The organism is Streptomyces clavuligerus (assembly GCF_005519465.1).
Classification (GTDB): Bacteria; Actinomycetota; Actinomycetes; order Streptomycetales; family Streptomycetaceae; genus Streptomyces; species Streptomyces clavuligerus.
In genome coordinates this window covers 1154432-1176532 of the sequence record NZ_CP027858.1, presented here as the reverse complement: position 1 = coordinate 1176532, position 22101 = coordinate 1154432, and the positions used below count along the sequence as shown (strand labels likewise).

General features: G+C 71.8%; 16 protein-coding genes and 1 pseudogene. 11 read left to right on the top strand and 6 right to left on the bottom strand.

Annotated features, from left to right (window positions below; all coding sequences use genetic code 11):
* Positions 1–75: 75 nt before the first annotated feature.
* The gene (locus CRV15_RS04740; RefSeq protein ID WP_009997774.1) at positions 76–3933 is read right to left on the bottom strand and encodes a caspase, EACC1-associated type; all 3858 of its coding nucleotides are present in this window, start codon (positions 3931–3933) and stop codon (positions 76–78) included.
* Entirely contained in the window at positions 3930–4355 is a 426-nt protein-coding gene (locus tag CRV15_RS04735) for an effector-associated constant component EACC1 (protein ID WP_003962152.1), read from the bottom strand. The genes CRV15_RS04740 and CRV15_RS04735 overlap by 4 nt, the downstream gene beginning before the upstream one ends.
* 562 nt (positions 4356–4917) lie before the next feature.
* Here CRV15_RS04735 and CRV15_RS04730 point away from each other — a divergent pair.
* The 9 genes and pseudogenes from CRV15_RS04730 to CRV15_RS36580 all read left to right on the top strand — a co-directional run.
* Positions 4918–5118 carry a hypothetical protein gene (locus tag CRV15_RS04730; RefSeq protein ID WP_230864174.1) on the top strand — a complete coding sequence of 67 codons (201 nt, stop codon included), beginning with the start codon at positions 4918–4920 and terminating at the stop codon, positions 5116–5118.
* Between the two features lie 26 nt (positions 5119–5144).
* Complete coding sequence (locus tag CRV15_RS04725) at positions 5145–5996, top strand: SAM-dependent methyltransferase (RefSeq protein ID WP_003957335.1); 852 nt, start codon at positions 5145–5147, stop codon at positions 5994–5996.
* Between the two features lie 586 nt (positions 5997–6582).
* Positions 6583–7065: an NUDIX hydrolase gene (locus CRV15_RS04720; protein ID WP_003957336.1), complete on the top strand. Its 483-nt coding sequence runs from the start codon at positions 6583–6585 to the stop codon at positions 7063–7065.
* Between the two features lie 93 nt (positions 7066–7158).
* Entirely contained in the window at positions 7159–8181 is a 1023-nt protein-coding gene (locus CRV15_RS04715) for a Gfo/Idh/MocA family protein (protein ID WP_003962153.1), read from the top strand.
* A 35-nt stretch (positions 8182–8216) separates the two neighbouring features.
* Entirely contained in the window at positions 8217–9524 is a 1308-nt protein-coding gene (locus tag CRV15_RS04710) for a DegT/DnrJ/EryC1/StrS aminotransferase family protein (protein ID WP_003957338.1), read from the top strand.
* Positions 9525–9550: 26 nt separating this feature from the next.
* Positions 9551–10240 carry a methyltransferase gene (locus tag CRV15_RS04705; RefSeq protein ID WP_003957340.1) on the top strand — a complete coding sequence of 230 codons (690 nt, stop codon included), beginning with the start codon at positions 9551–9553 and terminating at the stop codon, positions 10238–10240.
* A gap of 83 nt (positions 10241–10323) precedes the next feature.
* Complete coding sequence (hisN, locus tag CRV15_RS04700) at positions 10324–11154, top strand: histidinol-phosphatase (RefSeq protein ID WP_003957341.1); 831 nt, start codon at positions 10324–10326, stop codon at positions 11152–11154.
* 52 nt (positions 11155–11206) lie between these two features.
* Positions 11207–12772, top strand: a complete 1566-nt coding sequence (locus CRV15_RS04695) for a carbamoyltransferase C-terminal domain-containing protein (RefSeq protein ID WP_003957342.1) — start codon at positions 11207–11209, stop codon at positions 12770–12772.
* A gap of 23 nt (positions 12773–12795) precedes the next feature.
* Positions 12796–13033: pseudogene (locus CRV15_RS36580) on the top strand (helix-turn-helix domain-containing protein); the annotation flags it as partial.
* A gap of 28 nt (positions 13034–13061) precedes the next feature.
* Here the strand turns inward: CRV15_RS36580 and CRV15_RS04685 are convergent.
* The gene (locus CRV15_RS04685) at positions 13062–14408 is read right to left on the bottom strand and encodes a class I SAM-dependent RNA methyltransferase (protein ID WP_003957345.1); all 1347 of its coding nucleotides are present in this window, start codon (positions 14406–14408) and stop codon (positions 13062–13064) included.
* A gap of 159 nt (positions 14409–14567) precedes the next feature.
* Positions 14568–16619 (bottom strand): APC family permease, encoded by a 2052-nt coding sequence (locus tag CRV15_RS04680; protein WP_003957346.1) that lies wholly within the window; start codon positions 16617–16619, stop codon positions 14568–14570.
* 201 nt (positions 16620–16820) lie between these two features.
* Between CRV15_RS04680 and CRV15_RS04675 the strand changes: the two genes are divergently transcribed.
* Together CRV15_RS04675 and CRV15_RS04670 are read left to right on the top strand one after the other, a co-directional pair.
* Entirely contained in the window at positions 16821–17489 is a 669-nt protein-coding gene (locus CRV15_RS04675; RefSeq protein ID WP_003957347.1) for a potassium channel family protein, read from the top strand.
* Positions 17489–18154 carry a potassium channel family protein gene (locus tag CRV15_RS04670; RefSeq protein ID WP_003962158.1) on the top strand — a complete coding sequence of 222 codons (666 nt, stop codon included), beginning with the start codon at positions 17489–17491 and terminating at the stop codon, positions 18152–18154. Before CRV15_RS04675 ends, CRV15_RS04670 begins: the two co-directional genes overlap by 1 nt.
* 170 nt (positions 18155–18324) lie before the next feature.
* Here the strand turns inward: CRV15_RS04670 and CRV15_RS04665 are convergent, their stop codons facing one another.
* Together CRV15_RS04665 and CRV15_RS04660 are read right to left on the bottom strand one after the other, a co-directional pair.
* Positions 18325–19308: an ATP-binding cassette domain-containing protein gene (locus CRV15_RS04665; RefSeq protein ID WP_003957351.1), complete on the bottom strand. Its 984-nt coding sequence runs from the start codon at positions 19306–19308 to the stop codon at positions 18325–18327.
* Positions 19305–22019: an FtsX-like permease family protein gene (locus tag CRV15_RS04660; protein WP_009997778.1), complete on the bottom strand. Its 2715-nt coding sequence runs from the start codon at positions 22017–22019 to the stop codon at positions 19305–19307. The genes CRV15_RS04665 and CRV15_RS04660 overlap by 4 nt, the downstream gene beginning before the upstream one ends.
* Between the last annotated feature and the right edge of the window lie 82 nt (positions 22020–22101).

Genomic DNA, 22101 nt, shown 5'->3' with positions numbered 1-22101 from the left:
CCCCGGACTCTCCGGGGCCCCGTCCCTATCGTCTGGAACGTCGTCTTCCGGGCCGACGGCACCGTCCGCCGCGCATCAGCCGAACAGCGGCTCCACCATCGCGTCACCGCCCAGAATCCGCCAGGCCGGCACCCGGACGACCCGTTCCACCGGCCCCGCCTTCGCCCCGGAGCCCCCGGAGGGCAGCCCGGTCAGCAGGTCGCAGCGCGCGTGCGTCAGCCGCAGATGACGGGCCGGGTCCTGGCGGTACGCGGGCCCGGTGTCGATGAGGACCGCCGTGTTCACCCCGTCCCGAGTGAAGAGCAGATCCACGGTGTGCCCGCCGACCACGGCCGCACGCTCAAGATCGGCGATGCCGCGGCGGCCGAGGTACTCCTGGAGCCGGTCGCCGAGTTCCTCGCGGAAGCGGGTCGGCGACCACCCGCGCGACGAGCCGTGATCGGCAGGAGCCCCCGCGCCCAGCACGGCGGACCGCTCCGCGAGCAGCGCCGGCAGGCCCGCCTGGCCCTGCCAGAAAGCATGGCTCCCCACGGTGATCAACTGCGACCTGGCCCGGGTGACGGCCACGTTCCACAGATTGACCTGGCTCGCCACCCAGTGCGTCGTACGGGGCGGGGTGTTCTCCGTGGCCACCGGGCTCAGCACCATCACATCGCGCTGCCCGCCCTGGAACGCGTGCACGGTGCCGACCCGTACCCGGCTGTCGTCGGCCCATACGCGGGCCAGCTCCTGCTTCTGGCCGCGGAACGGTGTGACCACCCCGACGGTCGCCTGCTCGGGCAGCCGCGCGAGCAGCTCGTCCACGGTGGCCCGCACCCGCCGGGCCTCCTCCGCGTTGCGCCAGGACCGGCCGTCGGAGCCCGGCACGGACTCGCCGTGCGGTACGTCCACCCACCCCAGCACCGGGGCCGGGTCCATCGCTCCCGCCGGATCGACGGCCGGGGCCTGCCTGCGGACATCGGTCAGTACCTGCAACTGGCCCGCGTAGCAGTAGCCGTTGACCACATCCGCGATCGCCGGATGGCACCGGTAGTGCTCATCGAGCAGCAGCGCCGCTTCACCGTGCTGTGCGGCAGCCTGATAGGAGGAGTGCACATGGTAGGCGAGCCGGTGATCCTCCAGCAGCGCCGCGCTCAGTCCCGACTGCTCACGTGCCTGCCGCTCCTGCTGTGCGGTGATCCCCGGAATGTGTCCGAGCTGCATGGGATCACCGATGATCAGAGCCCGCTCCGCCCGGAACAGCAGGGGCAGCACCGAGGGAATGGAGCACTGGCTCGCCTCGTCGATCACGACCAGGTCGAAGAGTTTCGGGGCCAGTTCGAGCTGACGCACCGAGTGGGTGCTGATGGCCCACCCCTTCACGTGCGCCATCAGATTCCGCTGGCTCTTCTGAACACCGAAGCGCTGCCGCAGCGTCTGGAGCCGCTGGTTCATCAGCGAACGGCCGCGCACCATGGCCTCGGCGGCCACCGCCCTGGACAGCTCACCGGATGCCCCCGACAGCCCGGCGGCACTCTCCAGACGCGCCCGCCTCAGCCCCTCCTCGTCCCGGTCGAGGCACTCCGGTACGAGTTCCCGTACGGACCGCTCCACCGCCACGGCCTCCGCCAGGGCGAGCAGCAGCTCGGACGGGGCGGGCCGCTGTGCCGCCCAGGCGGGCCAGGGGGCCGCCGGGGTGCCCGCCGTGGACGCGACGAGGGCCGACAGCGCCCGCTCCCTGCGCCACCTGCCGAAGGCGAACCGGCCGGCACCGGCGGCCCTCCGGGCCCGCTCCTCCCACCGGGCGAGGGCTGTGACCGCGCCGTCGGCCCAGACCTCCGCGAGGAGGCCGGCCGGCAGCCCGAGCTCCTTTGACCGCCGGTCCCTCTCCCGCAGCAGCTCCAGAAGCCGTGTCTCCTCCTCGACCAGGTGTGCCGCTGTCGCGCGCAGCGCCTCGGCCCGGGTGCGCAGGGCGCGCACCTCACCGGCGACGGTCTCCGAACTGCGGCCGGGCGCCTCGGCTGGCCGGGTCAGCAGCCCCTCCAGCTTCGCGGCCTCACGCTCCCGCGCGGCGGCGTTGCCCGTCCGCATGAGCAGCCCCGGTGAGATCGCGTCGCAGCGCTCGGCCACCACATCCACGGCCTCGTTGTTCGTCGACGCGACGAGCACCGACTGCCCGGCGGCGACCGCCGTGGTGACCACCGCGGTCACCACCTCGCTCTTCCCGGTGCCGGGTGGTCCCGTCGAGACCGTGAGCGGCCGGGTCATCGCCGAGACGACCACCTGTTCCTGGCTCTCGTTGCAGGGCCCCGGAGCCACCACCACCGGCGGCGGGTCCGCCTGATCGCCGCCGTCGCCGGTCAGGAGCGCGTGCAGTGCCGTACCGGGGATCTGCCCGGTGCGTGCGGACATCTGGAGCAGATTGTCCACGAGCGCTTCGGTCGCGTGCCGTTCCAGGCCCGAGGGCGTCAGCAGGACGGCGGCGTTGTGCGCTCCGGACCGCAGCGAGTCCATCGCGGACCGCTCGTTCAGCGCGGACAGGTCGAGCGGCTCCAGCTCCGACAGCCCCAGCCGCGTCAACAGCTCCCGTACGGCCTTGACCATCTGGGCCCCGTTGCCCTCCTGCCAGGTCGGCTGCCAGTCGGCGAGCAGTTCGGCGGCGGCGTCGTCCGCGAGCAGTTCCGTCACCACACCCGTGTGCAGGGCCGGGACCCCACTGGACCGCAGCCTGCCGCGGCCGTTCTCATCAGGGATGAGTTCCATCGGCTGGATCAGCAGCGGCGCGATGCGCACCGCGGCCCGTCGGCGGCCGTTCCCGCCGCGCTCGGGCAGTGTCACGGCCGGATATCCGTACCAGTACTCCTGGAGGCCCGGCCGGTCCGGCTGCTCCGCGGTGTTCTCCGGCGCGCGCAGTCGCCCGGGCGCGGGCAGCCCGGGGCCGAGGCCGGACTGCACGGTCTCCGCCCCCTGGCCCAGCAGGAAGTACGCGGAGTCGCGGCCGTTGTCCCGGTCGGGCAGCATGCCGGACATCGCCTGGGCGCCCAGACAGCGGGCGTAGTACCGCAGGAGCCGCTGCGGGTCGACGCCGTCGCGGGCGTCCTGCTCGGCCAGCAGACGGGCGCTGAGCAGGGCGGCGGGGCGGGCGGTCCCGGCCTCTTCGTGCGGCGGGTCGGGCAGATGCACGGACCGGGCCACGGAGCGTGCCAGGGGCAGGGAGTGCGTCGCCCGGATCGTGGACTTGGTCGGCCGCTGCTCCTGCGGCACCCCCTTGCGCACCATCTGGGCGGTCAGATACTCGAAGAGGTCGTCCGGGGTGATCCATCCGCTGTCCTTGATCCGCCCGTTCCGCAGCCCCTCCACGATCTCCCCCGTGAAACGGGAGGTGCCGAGGGTCGATCCCGCGGGCGCCATCGCCGAGGCCGCCTGGAGCGCGTCGGACGCGGTGATGAAGTACACGCCGGTGGGCCTCAGCAGGGTGCTGGGCGCGGACCGCTCGCCCGGGTCCGTGCCGCCCTTGGCGGTCCAGCCCTGGACGACGGAGCCGCTGGAACAGCAGTCCAGCAGGACGACCTTGGAGGAGGCCCGGCAGGACTGGAGCATCCGCTCCAGGAACTCGGCGGGCACGGCGGTGCCCGGCAGGTCCTCCGGGTCGGCGTCCCGGGTGAGGAAGTACAACTGACCGTCGGCCTCGCAGAACTCCCCGTGCCCGCTGAAGTAGAGCAGGGCGGTCTCACTGGGCTGCCGTGCCTCCAGGAACTCCTCGATGGCGTGCAGCATCTCGGCCCGGGTCGGCTCGGGCACCATCGCGCACTCGTTGTACATCCCGATCTCGGTGCTCTCCAGCACCGCCTGCATGTAGTGCAGGTCGGCCCGTACGGGCGGGAGGTCGTGATAGTGGTCGCTGTCGTACGTGGAGACGCCGACGAGCATGGCGTACCGGTCGTTCTCGCTCACGCCGCGTCCGGTCCGTTCGTGTCCGGCCCGTCCGGCCCGTCCGTGTCGGCCGGGTCGGGGGCGCCCCGGAGGAAGCGTTCGATCCGTTCCTCGTCGGCACGGGCCTCCCTGCCCGTGATGCGCAGCGTCGCCCCGTCGGACCGGGTCACGACGACCGTCCGCTGCGGTACCCGGGCCAGCCAGATCTGGACACCCGCGGCAGCGAGGGCCCCTCCGCTGAACACCACTCCGATCAGATCCGTGACTGACCCGCCCTTGTCGCCGCCGCTTCCCGCGGTCCGGCCGGGCAGGACGAGCGCCGCCCGCGGCTCCGCGGGGGCGAGCGCCGCGAGCAGCTCGCGCGCTTCCTTCCGGGCCCGCAGCGGGTCCTCGTCCACGATGGAAACGCGGTGGCCGACCGGGCCCGCGTCGATGGTGCTCATGTCCCCTGACCCCCTTCTCACCGGTGTGCGGACGCACACCGACTGTCAGGTTATCGACGGCTGCGGACACGGGTGCCGAGCGGCTCCAGAAGGGCGACCCGCGCCGCCCGGGCGGGCCTTCTCTCCTCGCGGGGACGCCGCCGAGCCGCCCACCGGCGACGACCGGTAGGGCGTCCCGCTCGCCCGCCGTCCACTACGGACGCTGTCCGGCCGCCCGTCGACGGCCGCCCGTCCACGGGCTGCGTCTGGAGCCGCCCGGCGACCGGCCGGTGTTCCGGGCCGCTCGGCCGAGGACGAGCGCCACGCCCCGACCGCCGGGGTCCGCCGGACGGCACGGGGGGCCCCGCGGCACACCCCCGTTCCGACCGGCTCCCCCTCGGGGCACCCTGGACGGAGCCCATGTCCTCCAGGACAATGGTCGCTCGATGTCCACCGTCACCGTCCGACACCGCCCGGAGAGGCCCCACGGCAGACGCCTCCAGGGCATTCCGCCCGGCCCCGGCAGGGCGGTGGACCGCTCGGCGGAGCCCTCATCGGAACGGCGAGGATGACCGCCGGGGGCATGCGCACCGTCGCCGACTCCCACCGGAGCCCCCTGCGGCGGACGGCGGACGCACGGTGCCCCTCCGCCCAGCCGCACGCCCCCGTGCCCACGGTCGTCCACCCGGACCAGGACGACGCGTCCGTCCGGGAAGCCCCTGACCGCTCACTCGGCACCATGCGGCAGCCGGGTCCCTCCGCCGCCGCACGCGTCACCCGCTGACACACCCTCACGCCCGGGAGACCTCGATGACCAACGACCCGTCCGCGCACCGCACCGCCCCGTCGTCACCGGACGCCGACCGGCTCCATGACGAACACACCGAGACCGTGGACGGCGCCGTCGGCGCCGACGTCGACGGGAACATCCACGTCGGCTACTGGGACAGCGCCGCGGACGACCGCTCGCTCAACCAGGCCACCGACCGGCTCACCGACCTGGTGGCGGAGCGGCTGGCCGCCGCGCCCGGTCACCGTCTGCTGGACGTCGGCTGCGGAACCGGGCGGCCCGCCCTGCGGATCGCCCGGGCCACCGGCGCCCAGGTGTCGGGTGTCTCGGTGAGCGACCAGGACATCGAACTCGCCCGCACCCGGGCGGAAGCCGCCGCGCTCGCCGACCGGGTGGACTTCCGGTACGCGGACGCCCGCGCGCTGCCCTTCGCGGCGGAATCCTTCGACGGTGCCTGGGCGATCGAGTCCATGATGCACATCGGCGACCGGACCGCCGCCCTCACCGAGATCGCCCGGACCCTGCGCCCCGGCAGCCCGCTGGTCATCACCGATGTGCTGGTCCGGTCGCCGGTGACCGGGGAGGCCGCGGAGATCGTCCGCCGGACGAGCCGGGCGTTCCAGTCCCCCGCGCTGCCCGAACCGGAGGAGTTGCGCACCGCCCTCGACCGCGCCGGTCTGGAGGTGGTGGAGTTCACCGACATCGGGGAGCACGTCCGGCGCACCTATCAGGCGTTCGCCGATGCCTTCGCCGATGTCGCCCCCTCCGCCGACGACCCCCACTACGAGTTCTTCAACTCCACCCGCTCCCTGCCCCTGTTCGGCGCGCTCCCGCAGGTCGGCTATGTCTTCCTGGTCGCCCGCCGCCCGTGAACGGAGGGCCCGTCCCCGGGCCGCCGCCGGGAGGAGCGCGGGCCAGTCAGTCACCGAGCGACACCATTGAGCCATGATGGGGCGGCCAATCTGGCCAACATATTCCCTCGCGAAACGATCGGCCGTGGCGGAAAGTGGTCGCTCAGGGGCAGGGCGACGAGAAGTCCCGTCGTCCGTGAAACGGGCAGGGCGAGCCGTCGGCGCGCATGGATCGGCGCAGGTCGCCCGGGTGTTCGTGCCCGATCGGACACCCGGCACCTGTCGTGGCATATGCGTCAGCATGTGATGTGGCTTTCTGTCAAGGATGAGTTGAGGCGTCCGAAGCCCTGGTGCGAACTCCTGTTCATCCGGGGCTGCCCAGGTAATGTTCAGGGTGGAAACGTAGGCCCGACAATCATCGCGATCCGATGGGAATCCGGACCGCGTCGACGTTGCTGTTCATGCTGTTCGACTCTGCGCGAATTTTGCCCGATGCATCATGCATGCGAGTTCTGTGTGCCGGTGAAATGAGGGAAGAATGGTCGGCTGGTTCCGTGAAAGAAGACATACGGCTTCAGGCGTGGTCGGCATCCGGTGAACGGCTGACGTGGCCGGGGCGACCGAGGTGCCCGAACCCCGGCAGGTGGTGGGCGCGCTGATCCGCGACCCGCACGACCGGATCTTCGTCCAGCGGCGCTCGGCCGACAGGCGTCTCTTCCCCGAGTGCTGGGACGTCGTCGGCGGAGCCGTGGAAGAGGGGGAATCCCCCCAGGAGGCACTCCGCCGGGAAATAGCGGAGGAGACCGGGTGGCGGCTGCGCCGCGTTCTCGCCCGGGTGGCGCACGAGGAGTGGACGGCGGACGGACTCCGGCACATCGAGTCGGACTATGTCGTCGAGGTGGACGGCGACCTCTCGTCGCCGGAACTCGAACGGGACAAGCACACCGAGTTCGCCTGGATAGCGGCCGACGGACTCTCGTTGCTCGACGAGAACGCGCAGCGCAGCGGAAGCACCTTCATCAAGGACGTCGTGACCGCGGCACACAGCTGGCTCGCCGATGCCGCAGGGAAGAGAAACAGAACTCCCTGAGCCGTCCGCGCCAAGAGCCCGATCCGGATCTCGACGAACTTTCCCGGCCGCCCGCGCCATCCTCAAACAATCCTGCGCGAGAGGATATTTCGCATGCCCAGTGACGGGTTGAAGAACGCGCGTCCGCGACCGCGAGTACTGATGGTCGGATTCGCCGGGCACCAAGGAAAAGAGTATCTGCCGATCGTGCGGGAGACCGCGGATGTCGTCGCCGGTGTCGACCCCGCCCCCGCGGCAACGTCACTCGCCGACGAGTGGGGATTCCCCCATTACGATGTCCTCGGTGAAGCACTCGCGAAAGTCGACTTCGACGCCGCGGTGGTCACCGTCCCGCACAACGAGCACTTCCCGGTCTGCTCACAACTCCTGGCACACGGCAGCCATGTCGTCAAGGAGAAGCCGTTCGCCGTCACCGAGCACGAAGCCCGGCAACTGATACACCAGGCACAACGCGCCGACCGCGGCGTCCTCACCCTGCTGCAACGGAACTTCAACCCCGTGTTCCGGTTCGCCCGGGAGAACCTCGCGCGGATCGGGGATCCCTACTGGTTCTCCTACGACTACCACTTCAACCTGGCCCATCCGACGACGGGGTGGCGCGCCTCCCGGGAGCAGGCGATGGGCGGGGTGCTCCTCGACATGGGCTACCACCTCATCGACGTACTCAGCGGAATGTTCCCCGAACCCGAACCCTTACGGGTGCACTCCGCCTTCGTGCACCAATACCGGGAGACGCGGGATCGCCGACTGGAGGATCTCGTCGGCCTCATGTGCAGCTATCCCTCAACGGGTCTGGTGGGCTCCCTGCGGATATCGCGCCACCACCACGAGAAGACCGAACACCTCTGCGTGCTCGGCACCGAAGGCGCGTTGAACGTCACCCCCGGGGCCGCCACCCTGCACTCCGTCGGCGGGCTGCCGCTGGAGCGCTATGTCTGGGAAGGCCCCAAGACCGACGCCGTGCGGTCGATGATCGCCCACCATCTGGGGCATCTGGACGACCGCTCCTACCGGCAGGAGCACTTCCGGCGCCAACTCGCCGCCGTCCGCACGATCGACGGGATCTACCGGGACCGGTCACCGGAGCGGAACGCGCTCGCCGACCGGTGTGCCTGACCCCGCGGCCCCACCGCCCCATACCGGAAGGACACATGACCACCGCCGAACGCCTCGCCCTCCTCGGAGGAGCACCCGCCATCGAACAGCCCCTGCCACACGAGGTCTGGCCGCCCCCCGCCGACCGGGCGGAGCTGTCCGAACTGGCCGAGCAGCGGAACACCGACATCTCCATCAAGGGCAACAGCGGTCCCATCGGCCGGCTTGAGGCCGACTTCCTCGCCTTCCTCGACGGCGGAGCCCGCTTCGCGGTCACCTTCAACTCCGGCACCAGCGCCCTCCTCGCCGCCTACTTCGCCCTCGGGGTGCGGGACGGCGTGGACGTCGTGGGACCGGCGCTCACCTACCACGCGGCGCTGAGCCCCGTCTTCGCGCTCCGCGGCGATGTGGTCCTCGCCGACATCGACCCCGACACCCGCGGCCTGGACCCCAAGGCGCTCCAAGCCGCGATCACCGAGCACACCAAGGTCGTCACCGTCGTCCACCAGTGGGGCCACCCCTGCGACATGGACGAGATCCTGCGGATCGCCGAGCGGCACGGGCTGCGCGTCCTGGAGGACTGCTCCCACGCCCATGGCAGCCGGTACAAGGGCAGGCCCGTCGGCACCTTCGGCGACGCCGCGGTCTTCTCCCTCCAGGCCAACAAGGCCGTCTACGCGGGGGAGGGCGGCATCCTCGTCACCAGCGACCCCCAGGTCCACGACCGCGCCACACTCCTTGGGCACTACCGGGACCGCTCCCGGGACAGCGTCCTCGACGAGGACCTGCGGGCCCACTGGGTCACCGGCTTCGGGCTCAAGCTGCGCATGTCCCCGTTCAACGCCATCGTCGCCCGGCACGCGCTCGCGGCGTTCCCGGCCCGCAAGGAGGCCCGGCACCGCTGTCTGCGCCACCTCGGCGAACACCTCGCCGACGTGGACTATCTGGAGCCGGTGCACATCGCCGACCACGTCGACATGGGCGCCTGGTACGGCTACAAACCGCTCTACCGGCCCGAGGCGCTGGGCGGCGTCCCGCGCTCCGTGCTCATCGAGGCACTGCGCGCCGAAGGCATGGAGGTGGGCGCCCCCTCCGGCCCCCGGCTGTCGACCCTGCCGCTCTACGCCCGCCCGGAGAACCCCCTCTTCCCCGGAACACCGAAGAAAGGCGTCGCGCCCCAGGCCGGATCGCACGCCGAGCACGTCGAACGGCACGCGCTGTCCCTGCCCACCTTCACCGACTGGCCCGGGGACAGAACACTCATCGACCAGTACGCCGAAGCCTTCCGCAAGATCGGCCGTCACCGCGGAGCGCTCGCGCGGTACGCGGCCGACCCGTCCCACCCGTTTGACCCGTCCCGATGACCGACCCCACCGAAGAGGACGTGACCATGACGTTCAAGGAAGACCCCGAGACCGTGGCCCGGACCCTCCGGCACGCCCTCGTCGGTGACGACCTGCCGGACTCCTTCACCCTGCTGGGACGGGAGTGGAGCCTGCACCGGGGTGTCTGGCCCAGCACCCTGAGCGCCGCCACCGAGGTGCTGGCCTCGATGGTGCCCTACCCCGAGGGCGGCTCGTTCCTGGAGGTCGGCTGCGGTACGGGCGTCATCGCCGTGACGGCCGCGCTCAGCGGCTGCACCTCCGTCACCGCGCTCGACATCAACGAGAAGGCCATTGCCAACACGGTCGCCAACGCCGAGCGGCACGGTGTGAGCGACCGGGTACGCGCCCTCCACAGCGACATGTACACGGCGCTTGCGCCCACGGACCGCTTCGACACGATCTTCTGGAACGTGCCCTGGACCTATGTGGAGGACGGCTACGCGCTCTCCACCGATCTGCACACCGCCGTCTTCGACCCGGGCTACCGGGGCCAGGCCCGGTATCTCGCCGGAGCCCATGAGCATCTGGCCGACGGCGGCAGACTGCTGCTGGGCACGGCCGACCTCGGGGACCGCGAACGCCTCGACGCCGTCGCCGAGCAAACGGGCCTGCGGGTCGAACTGCTGCGCAGCGTACGCCGGATCGAGGAAGTACGTGTCATGGAGTACTACATGCTCGAACTGCACCCGAAGTGATCCGGCGGCCCCCGGCGCTCCGCCCGGACCGCCGGGGCCCCGCCCCCACCCCCGAACCCACCCTGTGTGCAGTGAGGCGCCCCATGTCACAACAGTCCGATCTCGAACTGGCCCTGCGACTCGCCGATATCGCCGACGGCATCACCAGCCGCCGCTTCCGCGCCCGCGATCTGCGCGTCGAGGAGAAGCCGGACCGTACGCCCGTGACCGACGCGGACACCGCCGTCGAAGCGGCCGTACGCGAGGCACTGGGATCAGCCCGCCCGGACGACGCCTTCGCCGGGGAGGAGACCGGCGGCTCCGCCACGGCCGGGCGCACCTGGATGGTCGACCCCATCGACGGCACCAAGAACTTTCTGCGCGGGGTACCGGTCTGGGCCACCCTGATCGCCCTGCTGGAGGGCGGCCGTCCCACCGTCGGTGTGATCAGCGCCCCCGCCCTGCACAGCCGCTGGTGGGCGGCGGCCGAACGGGGCGCCTGGCTGCGGCGCGGGTCGCCCGACCGCGACCCCGTGCCCCTGCGGGTCTCCGGCACCACCCGCCTCGCCCATGCCTATCTGTCCACCACCAGTACCCGCACCTGGGACGTCTTCCACTCACGGGAGGCGTATCTGCGCCTGGCCGAAGCGTGCTGGGAGGACCGCGCCTTCGGGGACTTCCTCCAGCACTGCATGGTCGCCGAGGGAACGCTCGACATCGCGGCCGAACCGGTCGTGAACCCCTGGGACATCACCGCGGTGCAGATCCTCGTGGAGGAGGCCGGGGGTGTCTGTACCGACCTCCTGGGCGCCTCGCCCCAGGGCGGCACCGGCGCCCTCTGCGCCAACCCGCGGTTGCACCGGCTCGCCGTGGAAGCCCTCTCCGCCCCGTCCGGCGCCGCCCTCGACCCGGACCCCGCCCCCGACCCCGTCTGACTCCGGCGTCCATCCGTCCGCGGGTCGGAAACCCCCAGAGAAACGGACCACCATGCTGATTCTTTCCCTCAAGGAAGGCCATGACGGGGCGATCGCGGCCGTCGAGGACGGCAAGCTGCTCTTCTCCCTGGAGGCCGAGAAGGACTCGTTCCTCCGCTACAGCGGCCTGACCGCCGAGGTGTTCGCCGTGGCGGCGGACCGGCTCGGAAAACAGCCGGACGTCGTCGCCATGAGCGGCTGGATCAAAGGGACCCAGGCCACCGACCAGCCCTCGCGCGCCGGGTACTACGGAGTGGGCGAGTCCGCGATATCGGACGAGGCGGGCCGGTTCTTCGGGAAGGCCGTGCGCGCCTTCTCCTCCACCCATGAGCGATCCCACATCATGACCTCCTACGGGATGTCGGCGCTCCGCCGCGACCAGCCCTTCTACAGCCTGGTGTGGGAGGGGAACATCGGCTCGTTCTACCGCATCGACGAGCACGGCAGGGTGACCCATCTCAAAGAGGTGCTCAACTACCCGGGCAACAAGTACTCCTACGGCTTCGCGCTCGCGGACCCGAAGTTCAGCGCGCAACAGGAATTCGTCCGCTTCCAGGACGCGGGCAAGCAGATGGCCCTGGCCGGATTCGCCGAGGACCGGCCGGCGACTCCGGTGGAACAGGAGGCCATCGACATCATCCTCGGTCAGAAGGAGGTCATCACCGGCAGCCTGAAGGACCGGATGACCGACTCCCCCTTCTACAACATCGGCGTGGAGTCATCCGCGTACAAGAGCCTCGCCGCCCGCCTGTCGGACGCCATCTTCGAACGGTTCCACTCCTACGCCCGGGAGCATCTGACGGAGGGCCTCCCGCTGCTCATCTCCGGCGGCTGCGGCCTCAACTGCGAGTGGAACCGCCGCTGGCGCGAGTGCGGGCTCTTCCCCGCGGTCTTCGTCCCGCCGTGCCCCAACGACAGCGGCTCCGCGATCGGGACCGCCATCGACGCCCAGCACTTCTACACCGGCTCGGCCGATCTGGACTGGGACGTCTACGCGGGCGGCGAATTCGTCGAGGACATGGAGTTCGACCCGCAGCGCTACGACATCCGCCCGGTGCGCTACGACGAGGTCGCCCGCTATCTCCGCGACGGAAACATCATCGGCTGGGCACAGGGCCGCTGGGAGGTCGGCCCCCGCGCACTCGGCAACCGTTCGATCCTGGCCGCCCCCTTCACCGTGGAGACAACCGTCAGGCTCAACAAGATCAAGCAACGCGAGAGCTACCGCCCCATCGCCCCGATCTGCCTGGAACAGGACGCGGGCCGCTGGTTCGGCGGCGGGGTCCCCGATCCCTACATGCTCTACTTCAGCCAGGTCGGGACGAGCGAACTGCGAGCGGTGACACACATCGACGGAACGGCCCGCACCCAGACCGTCGACCCGAAGGCGAACCCGGACATGGCCAAGCTGCTGACCGCCTTCGGTGAACTGACCGGATTCAGCGTCCTCTGCAATACCTCGCTCAATTATTCGGGACGCGGATTCATCAACCGCAGCAGCGAACTGATGGCGTACGGCGAACTCCACGGGCTGGACGGATACGTCGTGAACGGTACCTTCATCACTCCGCGGCGGTAGGGCACCGGCCGCCGCGCGGGGGCGCCCGTCTCCTCCACGCCCACCCGGCACACCTCGTCCGCGCCTTCAGCGCCGCACCCCACCAGCACGTGACATCCCGCCGCGTCGGCCCGGCCCGCCGCCCTGCTCCCCGACGGACAGCCGCCGCCAGAGGCAGCGACCTCCGCGGGCCTCGACGACCGGTCGCACCTCGCCCGCCACGTCAAGCGGATCGTGGGCACCACCCCGGGCCGGCCCGCCCGTACCGGGGCGGCCGGCTGAGCACGGGCCGGGCCTGTGGCGGTACCGGTCAGGCGTCCGTCTTCTCCGGCTTCACCGGCTCCAGGATCGCCACGCACTCCACGTGGTGCGTCATCGGGAAGAGGTCGAACGCCCGCAGCGTCCGCGGCCGGTATCCCGCCTCGCGGAAGTAGCCCAGGTCGCGGGCGAGGGCGGCGGGGTCGCAGGCGACGTAGGCGATGCGGCGGGCGGCGAGGGAGGCGAGGTGGGTGACGGTGCGCTTGCCGGCGCCGGCGCGCGGGGGGTCGAGGACGATCAGGTCGGTGGAGGTGATCCGGGTGCGGGGGAGCACCTGTTCGACCTTGCCCTGTTCGATGCGGACGCGCTCCAGGTCGCGGAGGTTGTGGCGGGCGTCCTCGACGGCGCGCTTGGAGGACTCGATGCCGAGGACGGCGCCCTCGTCGCCGACGCGTTCGGCGATGGCGCCCGCGAAGAGGCCGACGCCGCAGTAGAGGTCGAGGGCGGTCTCGCCCTTGCGGGGCATCAGGCCCTGCATCACAGCCTTCACCAGGGTGTCCGCGGCCTGCGGGTGGACCTGCCAGAAGCCGCCTGCGCCGACGCGGTAGGTACGGCCGTCCGCGCGCTCCCGGACGAAGCCGCGGCCGTGGACGCGGTGCACCGAGTCGTCGCGCTCGTCGACGCGGAGGACCGAGACCGGCTTGTCCAGCTCGACCAGGGGGAGCCGGCCGCCGGGAACGGGGGTGAGGACGACCTGGCGGTCGCCGGAGCCGGTGGCCGCGATCGCCTCGACGCTCGCGAGCTGCGGCCAGGTCCGCCGCTCGACGCCCAGCTCGCTGACGCCGGGCGCCGCGATCATGCAGTGGTCGACGGGCTCCACCTCGTGCGAACGGTGCTTGCGCAGCCCCGCGCGGCCCTCCGCGTCGATCGCGTACTGCACCCGGGTGCGCCACGCGGGCACCTCACCGGCGGGCAGCTTGTCCCCGGGGGCGGGGACGACGGTCCCGTCCCACCCGGCCTCCTCGGGGGTGAGCCCGGCCAGCCGCCGGAGCTGCTCGGCGATCACCTCGCCCTTGAAACGGCGCTGGACGCCCGGCTTCACATGCTGCCAGTCGCAGCCGCCGCACCGGCCGGGGCCGGAGAAGGGGCAGGGGGCCTCGATCCGGTCCTTCGCGGCCTCGACGATCCGCACCGCGTCGGCCCGCAGGAAACGGGAGTCGTCGTCGCCCTCGGTGATCCGGGCGATCACCCGCTCCCCGGGCAGGGTGTGCCGGACGAAGAGCACCCGGCCCTCCTCGGTCCGGGCGATGCAGTGCCCGCCGTGGGCGACGGGGCCCACCGTCACCTCGTACTCCTGCCCGATCAGGGAGACCGGGGCGGAAGCGGACGCGTTCTGCATGGTGGGGTGACTCCGTACGTCGGGGTGGGGCCGCTGCTGGGACCAGCAAGGGGATCAGCCCACCAGTCTACGTTCCCCGCCGGGCCCCCACTCCCCGGCGGCTCCGGCCCCTGGCGGGGCGGGACCCGGGCTGCTTCCGGGCGGGGCGGGACCCGGCCCTCACTCCCCGGCGGGCTCCCGGTCCCGGGGACGCTCGTCCACCAGACCCCGCCGCACCGACCCCGGCGCCACCCAGTTCTGGCGCTTGCGGGCCCGCTTGCGGGCCTTCTCGGAGGAGACGAGCTGATAGGGGACGGAGGTCACCATCACCCCGGGGGTGAACAGCAGCCGCCCCTTGAGCCGCAGCGCGCTCTGGTTGTGCAGCAGATGCTCGTACCAGTGCCCCACCACGTACTCCGGGATCACCACGCTCACCACGTCGCGCGGACTCTCCCGGCGCAGCCCCTTCACATAGTCGACCACCGGCCGGGTGATCTCCCGGTAGGGCGAGTCCAGGATCTTCAGCGGCACATTGATCCCGCGCCGCTCCCACTCCGCCCGCAGCGCCTTGGTCTCCGACGGGTCGACATTGATGGAGAGCGCCTCCAGCTTGTCCACCCGCATCAGCTTGGCGTACGCCAGTGCCCGCAGGGTCGGCCGGTGGACCTTGGAGACCAGCACGATCGCGTGCACCCGGGAGGGCCGGACGCTGTCGTCGCTCGGCTCGTCGGGGGCGGAGATCTCCTCGGCCACCCGGTCGTAGTGGCGGCGGATCGCGCTCATCACCGCGTAGAAGATCACCATGCCCAGCAGGGCCACCCACGCCCCATGGGTGAACTTGGTGGCGAGAACGACCACCAGGACCAGTCCGGTGAAGAAGGCGCCGAACGCGTTGATCGCGCGGGAACGGATCATATGGCGCCGCTTGGCGGGATTCTTCTCGGTCCGCAGATGGCGGTTCCAGTGCCGCACCATGCCGGTCTGGCTCAGGGTGAAGGAGACGAAGACACCGACGATGTAGAGCTGGATCAGTTTGGTGGAATCCGCGCCGTAGACCCATACCAGCAGCGCCGCGGCGCCCGACAGCACCACAATGCCGTTGGAGAACGCGAGCCGGTCGCCCCGGGTGTGGAGCTGGCGCGGCAGATAACGGTCCTGCGCCAGTATCGAGCCGAGCAGCGGAAATCCGTTGTACGCGGTGTTCGCGGCCAGAAAGAGCACGAGCGCGGTGGCCGCGGCCAGCAGCACGAAGAAGAAGGTGCCGTCACCGAAGACGGCGGCGGCGACCTGCGAGATCACCGGGTTCTGCACATAGCCGTCGCCGACCGGGACCCCGTTCTTGAGCAGCTCGTGCGCCGGGTCCTCGGCCATCTTCACATCGGTGGCCAGTGCCAGTCCGATGATCCCGCAGAACATCGTCACCGCGAGCAGCCCCATGAGCGCCAGCGTGCTCGCCGCGTTCTTCGACTTCGGCTTGCGGAACGCGGGAACGCCATTGCTGATCGCCTCGACACCGGTGAGCGCGGCACATCCCGAGGAGAAGGCGCGCAGCAGCAGAAAGACCAGCGCGAATCCCGCGAGCCCCGCCTCCTCCGCCTTGATGTCGAAATCGGCGGTCGGCGCCTTCATCGTGGTGTCCAGTACCAGTCCCTGGTAGGCACCCCAGAGGATCATGGCGAAGACACTCGCGACAAAGACATAGGTCGGAATCGCGAAGAGCTTGCCCGATTCCCTGACTCCGCGCAGATTCATCAGCGTCAGCAGCACAATGATCGCCACCGCGCACAGCACCTTGTTCTCGACCACGAACGGCACCGCGGAGCCCAGGTTCTCGACTCCGGAGGAGATCGAGACGGCCACGGTCAGTACATAGTCGACGAGCAGGGCGCTGGCCACGGTGAGACCCGCCTTCGGCCCCAGATTGGTGTTCGCGACCTCGTAGTCGCCGCCACCGCTCGGATAGGCGTGCACGTTCTGGCGGTACGAGGCGACCACCGTGAACATCAGCACCACCACGGCCAGGGCGATCCACGGGCTGTACTGGTATGCCGCCGCGCCCGCGATCGAGAGCACCAGAAGTACTTCACCGGGCGCGTACGCCACAGAGGACAGCGGGTCGGAGGCGAAGACGGGCAGGGCGATGCGCTTCGGAAGCAGCGTTTCACCCAGCCGGTCACTGCGCAGCGCCCTGCCGATCAGAATCCGTTTGGGCAGGTCGGTCAGTTTGGACACGCAGAGGATCGTAAGGGTTCGTTTAGGGGCGCGCCCACCCACCACCCCCGCGCTCCGGCGGAATCTCGGGCTCCCCCTGATACCCGCTGTCCCAGGCGTACCAAGCATGTGTAGCTTGGGCCGAGGTCTGAGACCCTTTAAGCCAGAGCACCGTTAAATACTGTGCAAAGAATTGCCTGAGTGGCAGCCGGAAGGACGGTCGTGCACATCGTCATCATGGGATGCGGGCGAGTGGGAGCCGCTCTCGCGCAGACCCTGGAACAACAGGGGCACACGGTCGCCGTGATCGACCAGGACCCCACGGCCTTCCGCCGACTGGGGTCCTCGTTCGGCGGACGCCGGGTCACCGGAGTCGGCTTCGACCAGGACACCCTGAGGGAAGCGGGCATCGAGGAGGCGGGGGCCTTCGCCGCCGTCAGCAGCGGGGACAACTCCAACATCATCGCCGCCCGGGTGGCCCGCGAGATGTTCAACATCGAGAATGTGGCCGCCCGGATCTACGACCCCCGGCGCGCCGAGGTCTACCAGCGGCTCGGCATCCCGACCGTCGCCACCGTCCGCTGGACCGCCGACCAGATGCTGCGCCGGCTGCTGCCGTCCGGCGCCGAGCCCCTGTGGCGCGACCCCAGCGGCGCGGTGCAGCTCGCCGAGGTGCACACCTCGCCCGCCTGGATCGGCCAGAAGGTCAGCAGGCTCCAGGACGAGACCGGGGTGCGCGTCGCCTTCCTCACCCGGCTCGGCGAGGCGGTCCTGCCCACCTCGCAGACCGTGCTCCAGGAAGGCGACCTGGTCCACGTGATGATGCGGACCGACGAGATCGAGAAGGTCGAGGCGGCCTTCGCGGAAGGCCCCGAGGAGGGTGGTCACTGATGCGGGTCGCTATCGCGGGCGCCGGCGCGGTGGGCCGTTCCATCGCCGGGGAGCTGCTGGAGAACGGGCACGAGGTCCTGCTGGTCGACAAGGCGCCGACGGCGATCTCGGTGGAGCGGGTGCCCCGGGCGGAGTGGCTGCTCGCCGACGCCTGCGAGATCACCTCGCTGGACGAGGCCGCGCTCCAGCGCTGCCATGTGGTCATCGCCGCCACCGGCGACGACAAGGTCAACCTGGTGGTCTCCCTGCTCGCCAAGACCGAGTACGGGGTGCCCCGGGTGGTCGCCCGGGTCAACAACCCCAAGAACGAGTGGCTCTTCAACGAGGCGTGGGGCGTCGATGTCGCCGTCTCCACCCCCCGGTTGATGTCGGCGCTGGTGGAGGAGGCGGTGAGCGTCGGCGACCTGGTCCGGCTGCTGCGCTTCAGCCACGGCGACGCCAACCTCGTCGAGCTGACCCTGCCGCCGGAGTCCGGCCTCGGGGGCACGCAGGTCGGGGATGTCGCCTGGCCGCCGGACACCACCCTGGTCACGATCATCCGGGGGTCCCGGGTGCTCACGCCCAGCCCCGAGGAGACCCTGGAGGCCGGTGACGAGCTGCTCTTCGTGGCCGCGCAGGCCATGGAGGAGCGGCTGGAGGAGCTGCTCTCGGTCCGCCGCCCCTGAACCCCCTGGGTGACCCCTCGGGCGCGTCCCTGAGCGCCACCGGCGCCGGTCCCTGACGTCGTCCCCGGGGCCGTCCTCGGGGCCGTGAACGCCTTCCGGTCCGCGCGTGCGGTCCGGGGGCCCCGGTGCGGGCGGGCCGCACACACCGCCGCCCGCGCCGCGCCACCGGATCACTCCCCGGCCGCCTCCCCGGCGGGCGCCGCCGCCCTGTCGTCCGGCCGGATCTCGATATGGTCCGGCTCCAGCTCCAGCAGCACCCGGTCCCGCATCCCCAGCGCCTCGGTGTACTCCGCGGGGAGCTGGAGCCGCCCGGCCCGGTCCAGCATCGCGTACTCGCGCGCCACCAGGGACTCCTGCCCCGTCGTCGAGTCCACCTCCGTGCGCCGCAGGATCTCCGTGGACGTGCGGCCGTCCCGGATCGCCACCGTGCGCCGCACCTCGGACGCCACCGCCTGGTCATGGGTGACGATCACGATCGTCGTGCCCAGCTCCTCATTGGCGGTACGGAACGCCGCGAAGATCTGCTCCGCCGTGTGCGAGTCCAGTTCACCCGTGGGCTCGTCCGCCAGCAGCACCGACGGCTCGTTCGCCAGCGCCACCGCGATCGCCACCCGCTGCTGCTGCCCCCCGGACATCTGCGCCGGACGGCGGTCCCGGCACTCCGCGACCTCCAGCATCCGCAACAGCGACTCGACCCGCTCGGTCCGGGCCCGGCGCCCGCCGCCCGCCCGGCCGCGCAACTGCATCGGCAGCGCCACGTTCTGTGCCGCCGTCAGATACGGCAGCAGATTGCGGGCCGTCTGCTGCCAGACAAAACCCACGATCTCCCGCCGGTAGCGCAGCCGCTCCTTCGCGCCCATCGCCAGCAGATCGCACCCGGCCACCCGGGCCGCGCCCGCCGTCGGCTCGTCGAGACCCGCGAGGATGTTCATCAACGTGGACTTCCCGCTGCCGGACGCGCCCACCAGGGCCAGCAGCTCGCCCCCGCGCACCAGCAGATCCAGACCCTGGAGGGCCTGCACCTCCACCCCGTCCGTGGTGAAGATGCGCACCAGCCGGTCACAGCTGATCAACGCGTCGTGGCCGTACCCCGGGCGCTCCCGCCCGGCCACCGCCCGCCGCTCCAGCTCCCGCAGGTCCAGTGGCTCGGTCATCGCGTGTCTCCCACCCTCAGCTCGGTCGTTGTCGTACGCCGGGTGACCGCCCAGGACTGGAGCACCGCCACCCCCGCCGCGATCACCACCACGGCCAGCGCGGGCAGCAGCAGACTCCAGAGGTCGGGCCGCAGCTCCACCCGGCCCAGCGCGTCCGGGACCGTCCGCCCGGCCAGGGCCAGACCGGTCAGATCGATGCCCGGGGCGAGCAGCGTGATCGCCGCCCAGCCCACCAGGGCGCCACCCACCCCGGCGGGCAGGGTCTGCGGCAGATTCTCCAGAACCAGCAGCCCGCGGCCCTGGCGCCGGGTCAGCCCCATGGTGCGCAGCCGCGCCAGCAGCGCGGTGCGCTCGGGGGCCACCCGCAGCAGCGAGAGCAGCACGGCGATCACGGCGTAGCCCGCGCCCGTCGCCGCCGCGGCGACATAGATCCGCTCCGCCCCGCCGTGCACGGGCGCGTCGGTGAACGCGGCCCGCTCGGTGCTCCGCAGCTCCACCAGCGCCGCGCCGCCCGCCGCCGCCCGCAGCTCGGACCGCGTCGGACCCTCGCCGGTGACCAGCAGCGTGGTGGGGCCCAGCGGCCAGTTCAGACTCTTGGCGTCGACGACGACGAACGTGCCGCCCGCCAGGCCGGGCAGGGACTCGCGCACCCCCAGCACCTGCACCACGAACTGCCCGTCGGGCGTGTTGACCCGCGCCGGGGCGCGGCCCAGCCGCTCGGCCACATCGGGCGAGACCAGCGCGGGCAGCGCACCGGAGTCCGTGACGAGGTCGTCCGGGTCGAACGGGCCCTGCCCGACGGCACGGGCGAGCCGCGCGTACGCCTGCGAGTCCACCGCGAACAGGGTCACGACCGTTCCGCCGCCGTCCCGCAGATCGAGGTCGAACTCCCGGCGCACGGCGACCACGTCCCGTACCCCGTCCAGGGCGCGCACCTTCCGCGCCGCGTCCTCGGGCAACTCCTCGCCCCCCGCGTCGATCTGGGCGTCTGCGCCCACCGCGAGCAGCGCCGCACGGTCCCGGGCCGCGTCCACACCGGACAGCACCGAGCCGCCGAACGCGGCGGTCGTCAGCGCCACCAGCAGCGCCAGCAGCGGCAGCGCCGTGGTGGCGGGGGAGCGGCCCGCCCGGGCCAGCGCCAGAAAGCCGAGCAGGCCGCGGGCGCGGGCCAGGGGCAGCGCGAGCAGCCGCAGCGGCAGCGGGTACAGCCGGACGAGCAGCAGCGCCGCCGCCGTGCTCACCAGCACCGGAGCCGCGCTGATCAACTGGTCGACACCGCCGTCCACCCCGGTGCCGCGCTGCCGCAGCGCGAACGCGGAGGCCACCGCCAGGACCAGGACGGTCAGTTCGACGACCGTACGGCGCCGGGTGGGGCGGGCACGGACGACATCGTCCCGTTCGCCGTGCAGGCGGGCCCGGCGGTGCAGCGCGACGGCGCGCAGCGGCAGCGCGGCACACCCGGTCAGCGCGACCGCGCCCGCCGCGAGCAGCGCGGGCAGCGCCCGGCCCTCGGGGACGAGCAGCCAGGCCAGGGCCGCGCCCGCCGCCGCGGCGGGCAACGCCGGAACGGCGACCTCCGCGAGCAGCCGTCCCGCGATCCCGGTGAGCGAACCGCCCCGGGACCGCAGCAGCGTCAGCTCGCTGTGCCGCCGGGCCGCCGCCAGCCCCCCGGCCATCAGCAGCACCACGGCCATGACCGTCGCGGCGCCGAACGCGGCGACCGCGACCACCGGACCGATCGCCTTCAGGGCGTCGTCGTAGCGGATCAGCACCCCGTCCAGGCCGGACTGGGCGGCGAGTTCCGGATCGACGGTGTCGCGCAGCGCGCTGAGCGCGGGGCCGCTCTCCACCGACGCCACGGCGGAGCGCAGCGCGGAACGGTCCCCGGCGGTGAGCCCGCCGGGGTCGGTACCGATCCGCCAGTACGCCTCCGAGTCCGGGCCGAGGCCCAGCAGCGCGGGTGCGGCCTGCGGGGGCAGCAGCAGCGCGCCGTGCCAGTACGGAAGCGGCGGGACGCCGGAGGTGCGGAGCTGGACCGGGGCGCGCAGCACTGGCTCGTACGCCCAGTAGCCCGAGTCCGGCCGCAGCGGCTCCACCACACCGGTCACCCGGACCGCGAGCGGTGCCCCGTTCCCCTTCCGTTCCAGGTGGACCGTCGAACCGGCCTCGATCTTCAAGATTTTGGCCGTCGCCGAGGTCACGACGGCCTCGACGGAACGGGCGGCCGGTCCGGTCTGCGTCGGCGCGGGCAGCCGCCCCGAGCGGAGCTTCGCGTTCCGGGCGAGGTCCGCCTGCGCGGACGCGGTGAAGACCGTCGCGCCGCCGTCCAGCCGCGGAATCCAGTCGTCCAGCGCCGGGTGGGGCTTGACGGTGCGCGCGCCGTACGACGACTGCTCCCGGTCGGGCCGCAGCGGCTGCGGCATGCCCTGGAGGACGGTGCGGTACCGCTGGGCCAGCCGCTCGGCGGACAGGCCCTCGACCCGTTCGGCCGGGGTGCCCTCGGTGGGGGTGCCGACCGTCAGCCCGACGGTCCGGGCGTCGGCCTCCGCCGTACGGATCTCCCGCCGCAGACCCTCGCCCTCGTATGTGTCCATCGCCCGGGGGAACGCCGTGGCCAGGAACGCGGTGACGAGGACCAGGAGGCCCGTCGCCGCGGTGGGGCCGGGCGCAGCGCGCAGCCGGGTGCGGACCCAGGGAGCGACCGCCTTCACGCCGCGTGCCTCCTCGTTCTCACGAAACCACCCGGCGGACCGTCCGCCGGAATCGAAACCGTTGTGACGCCCAGGTCACGGC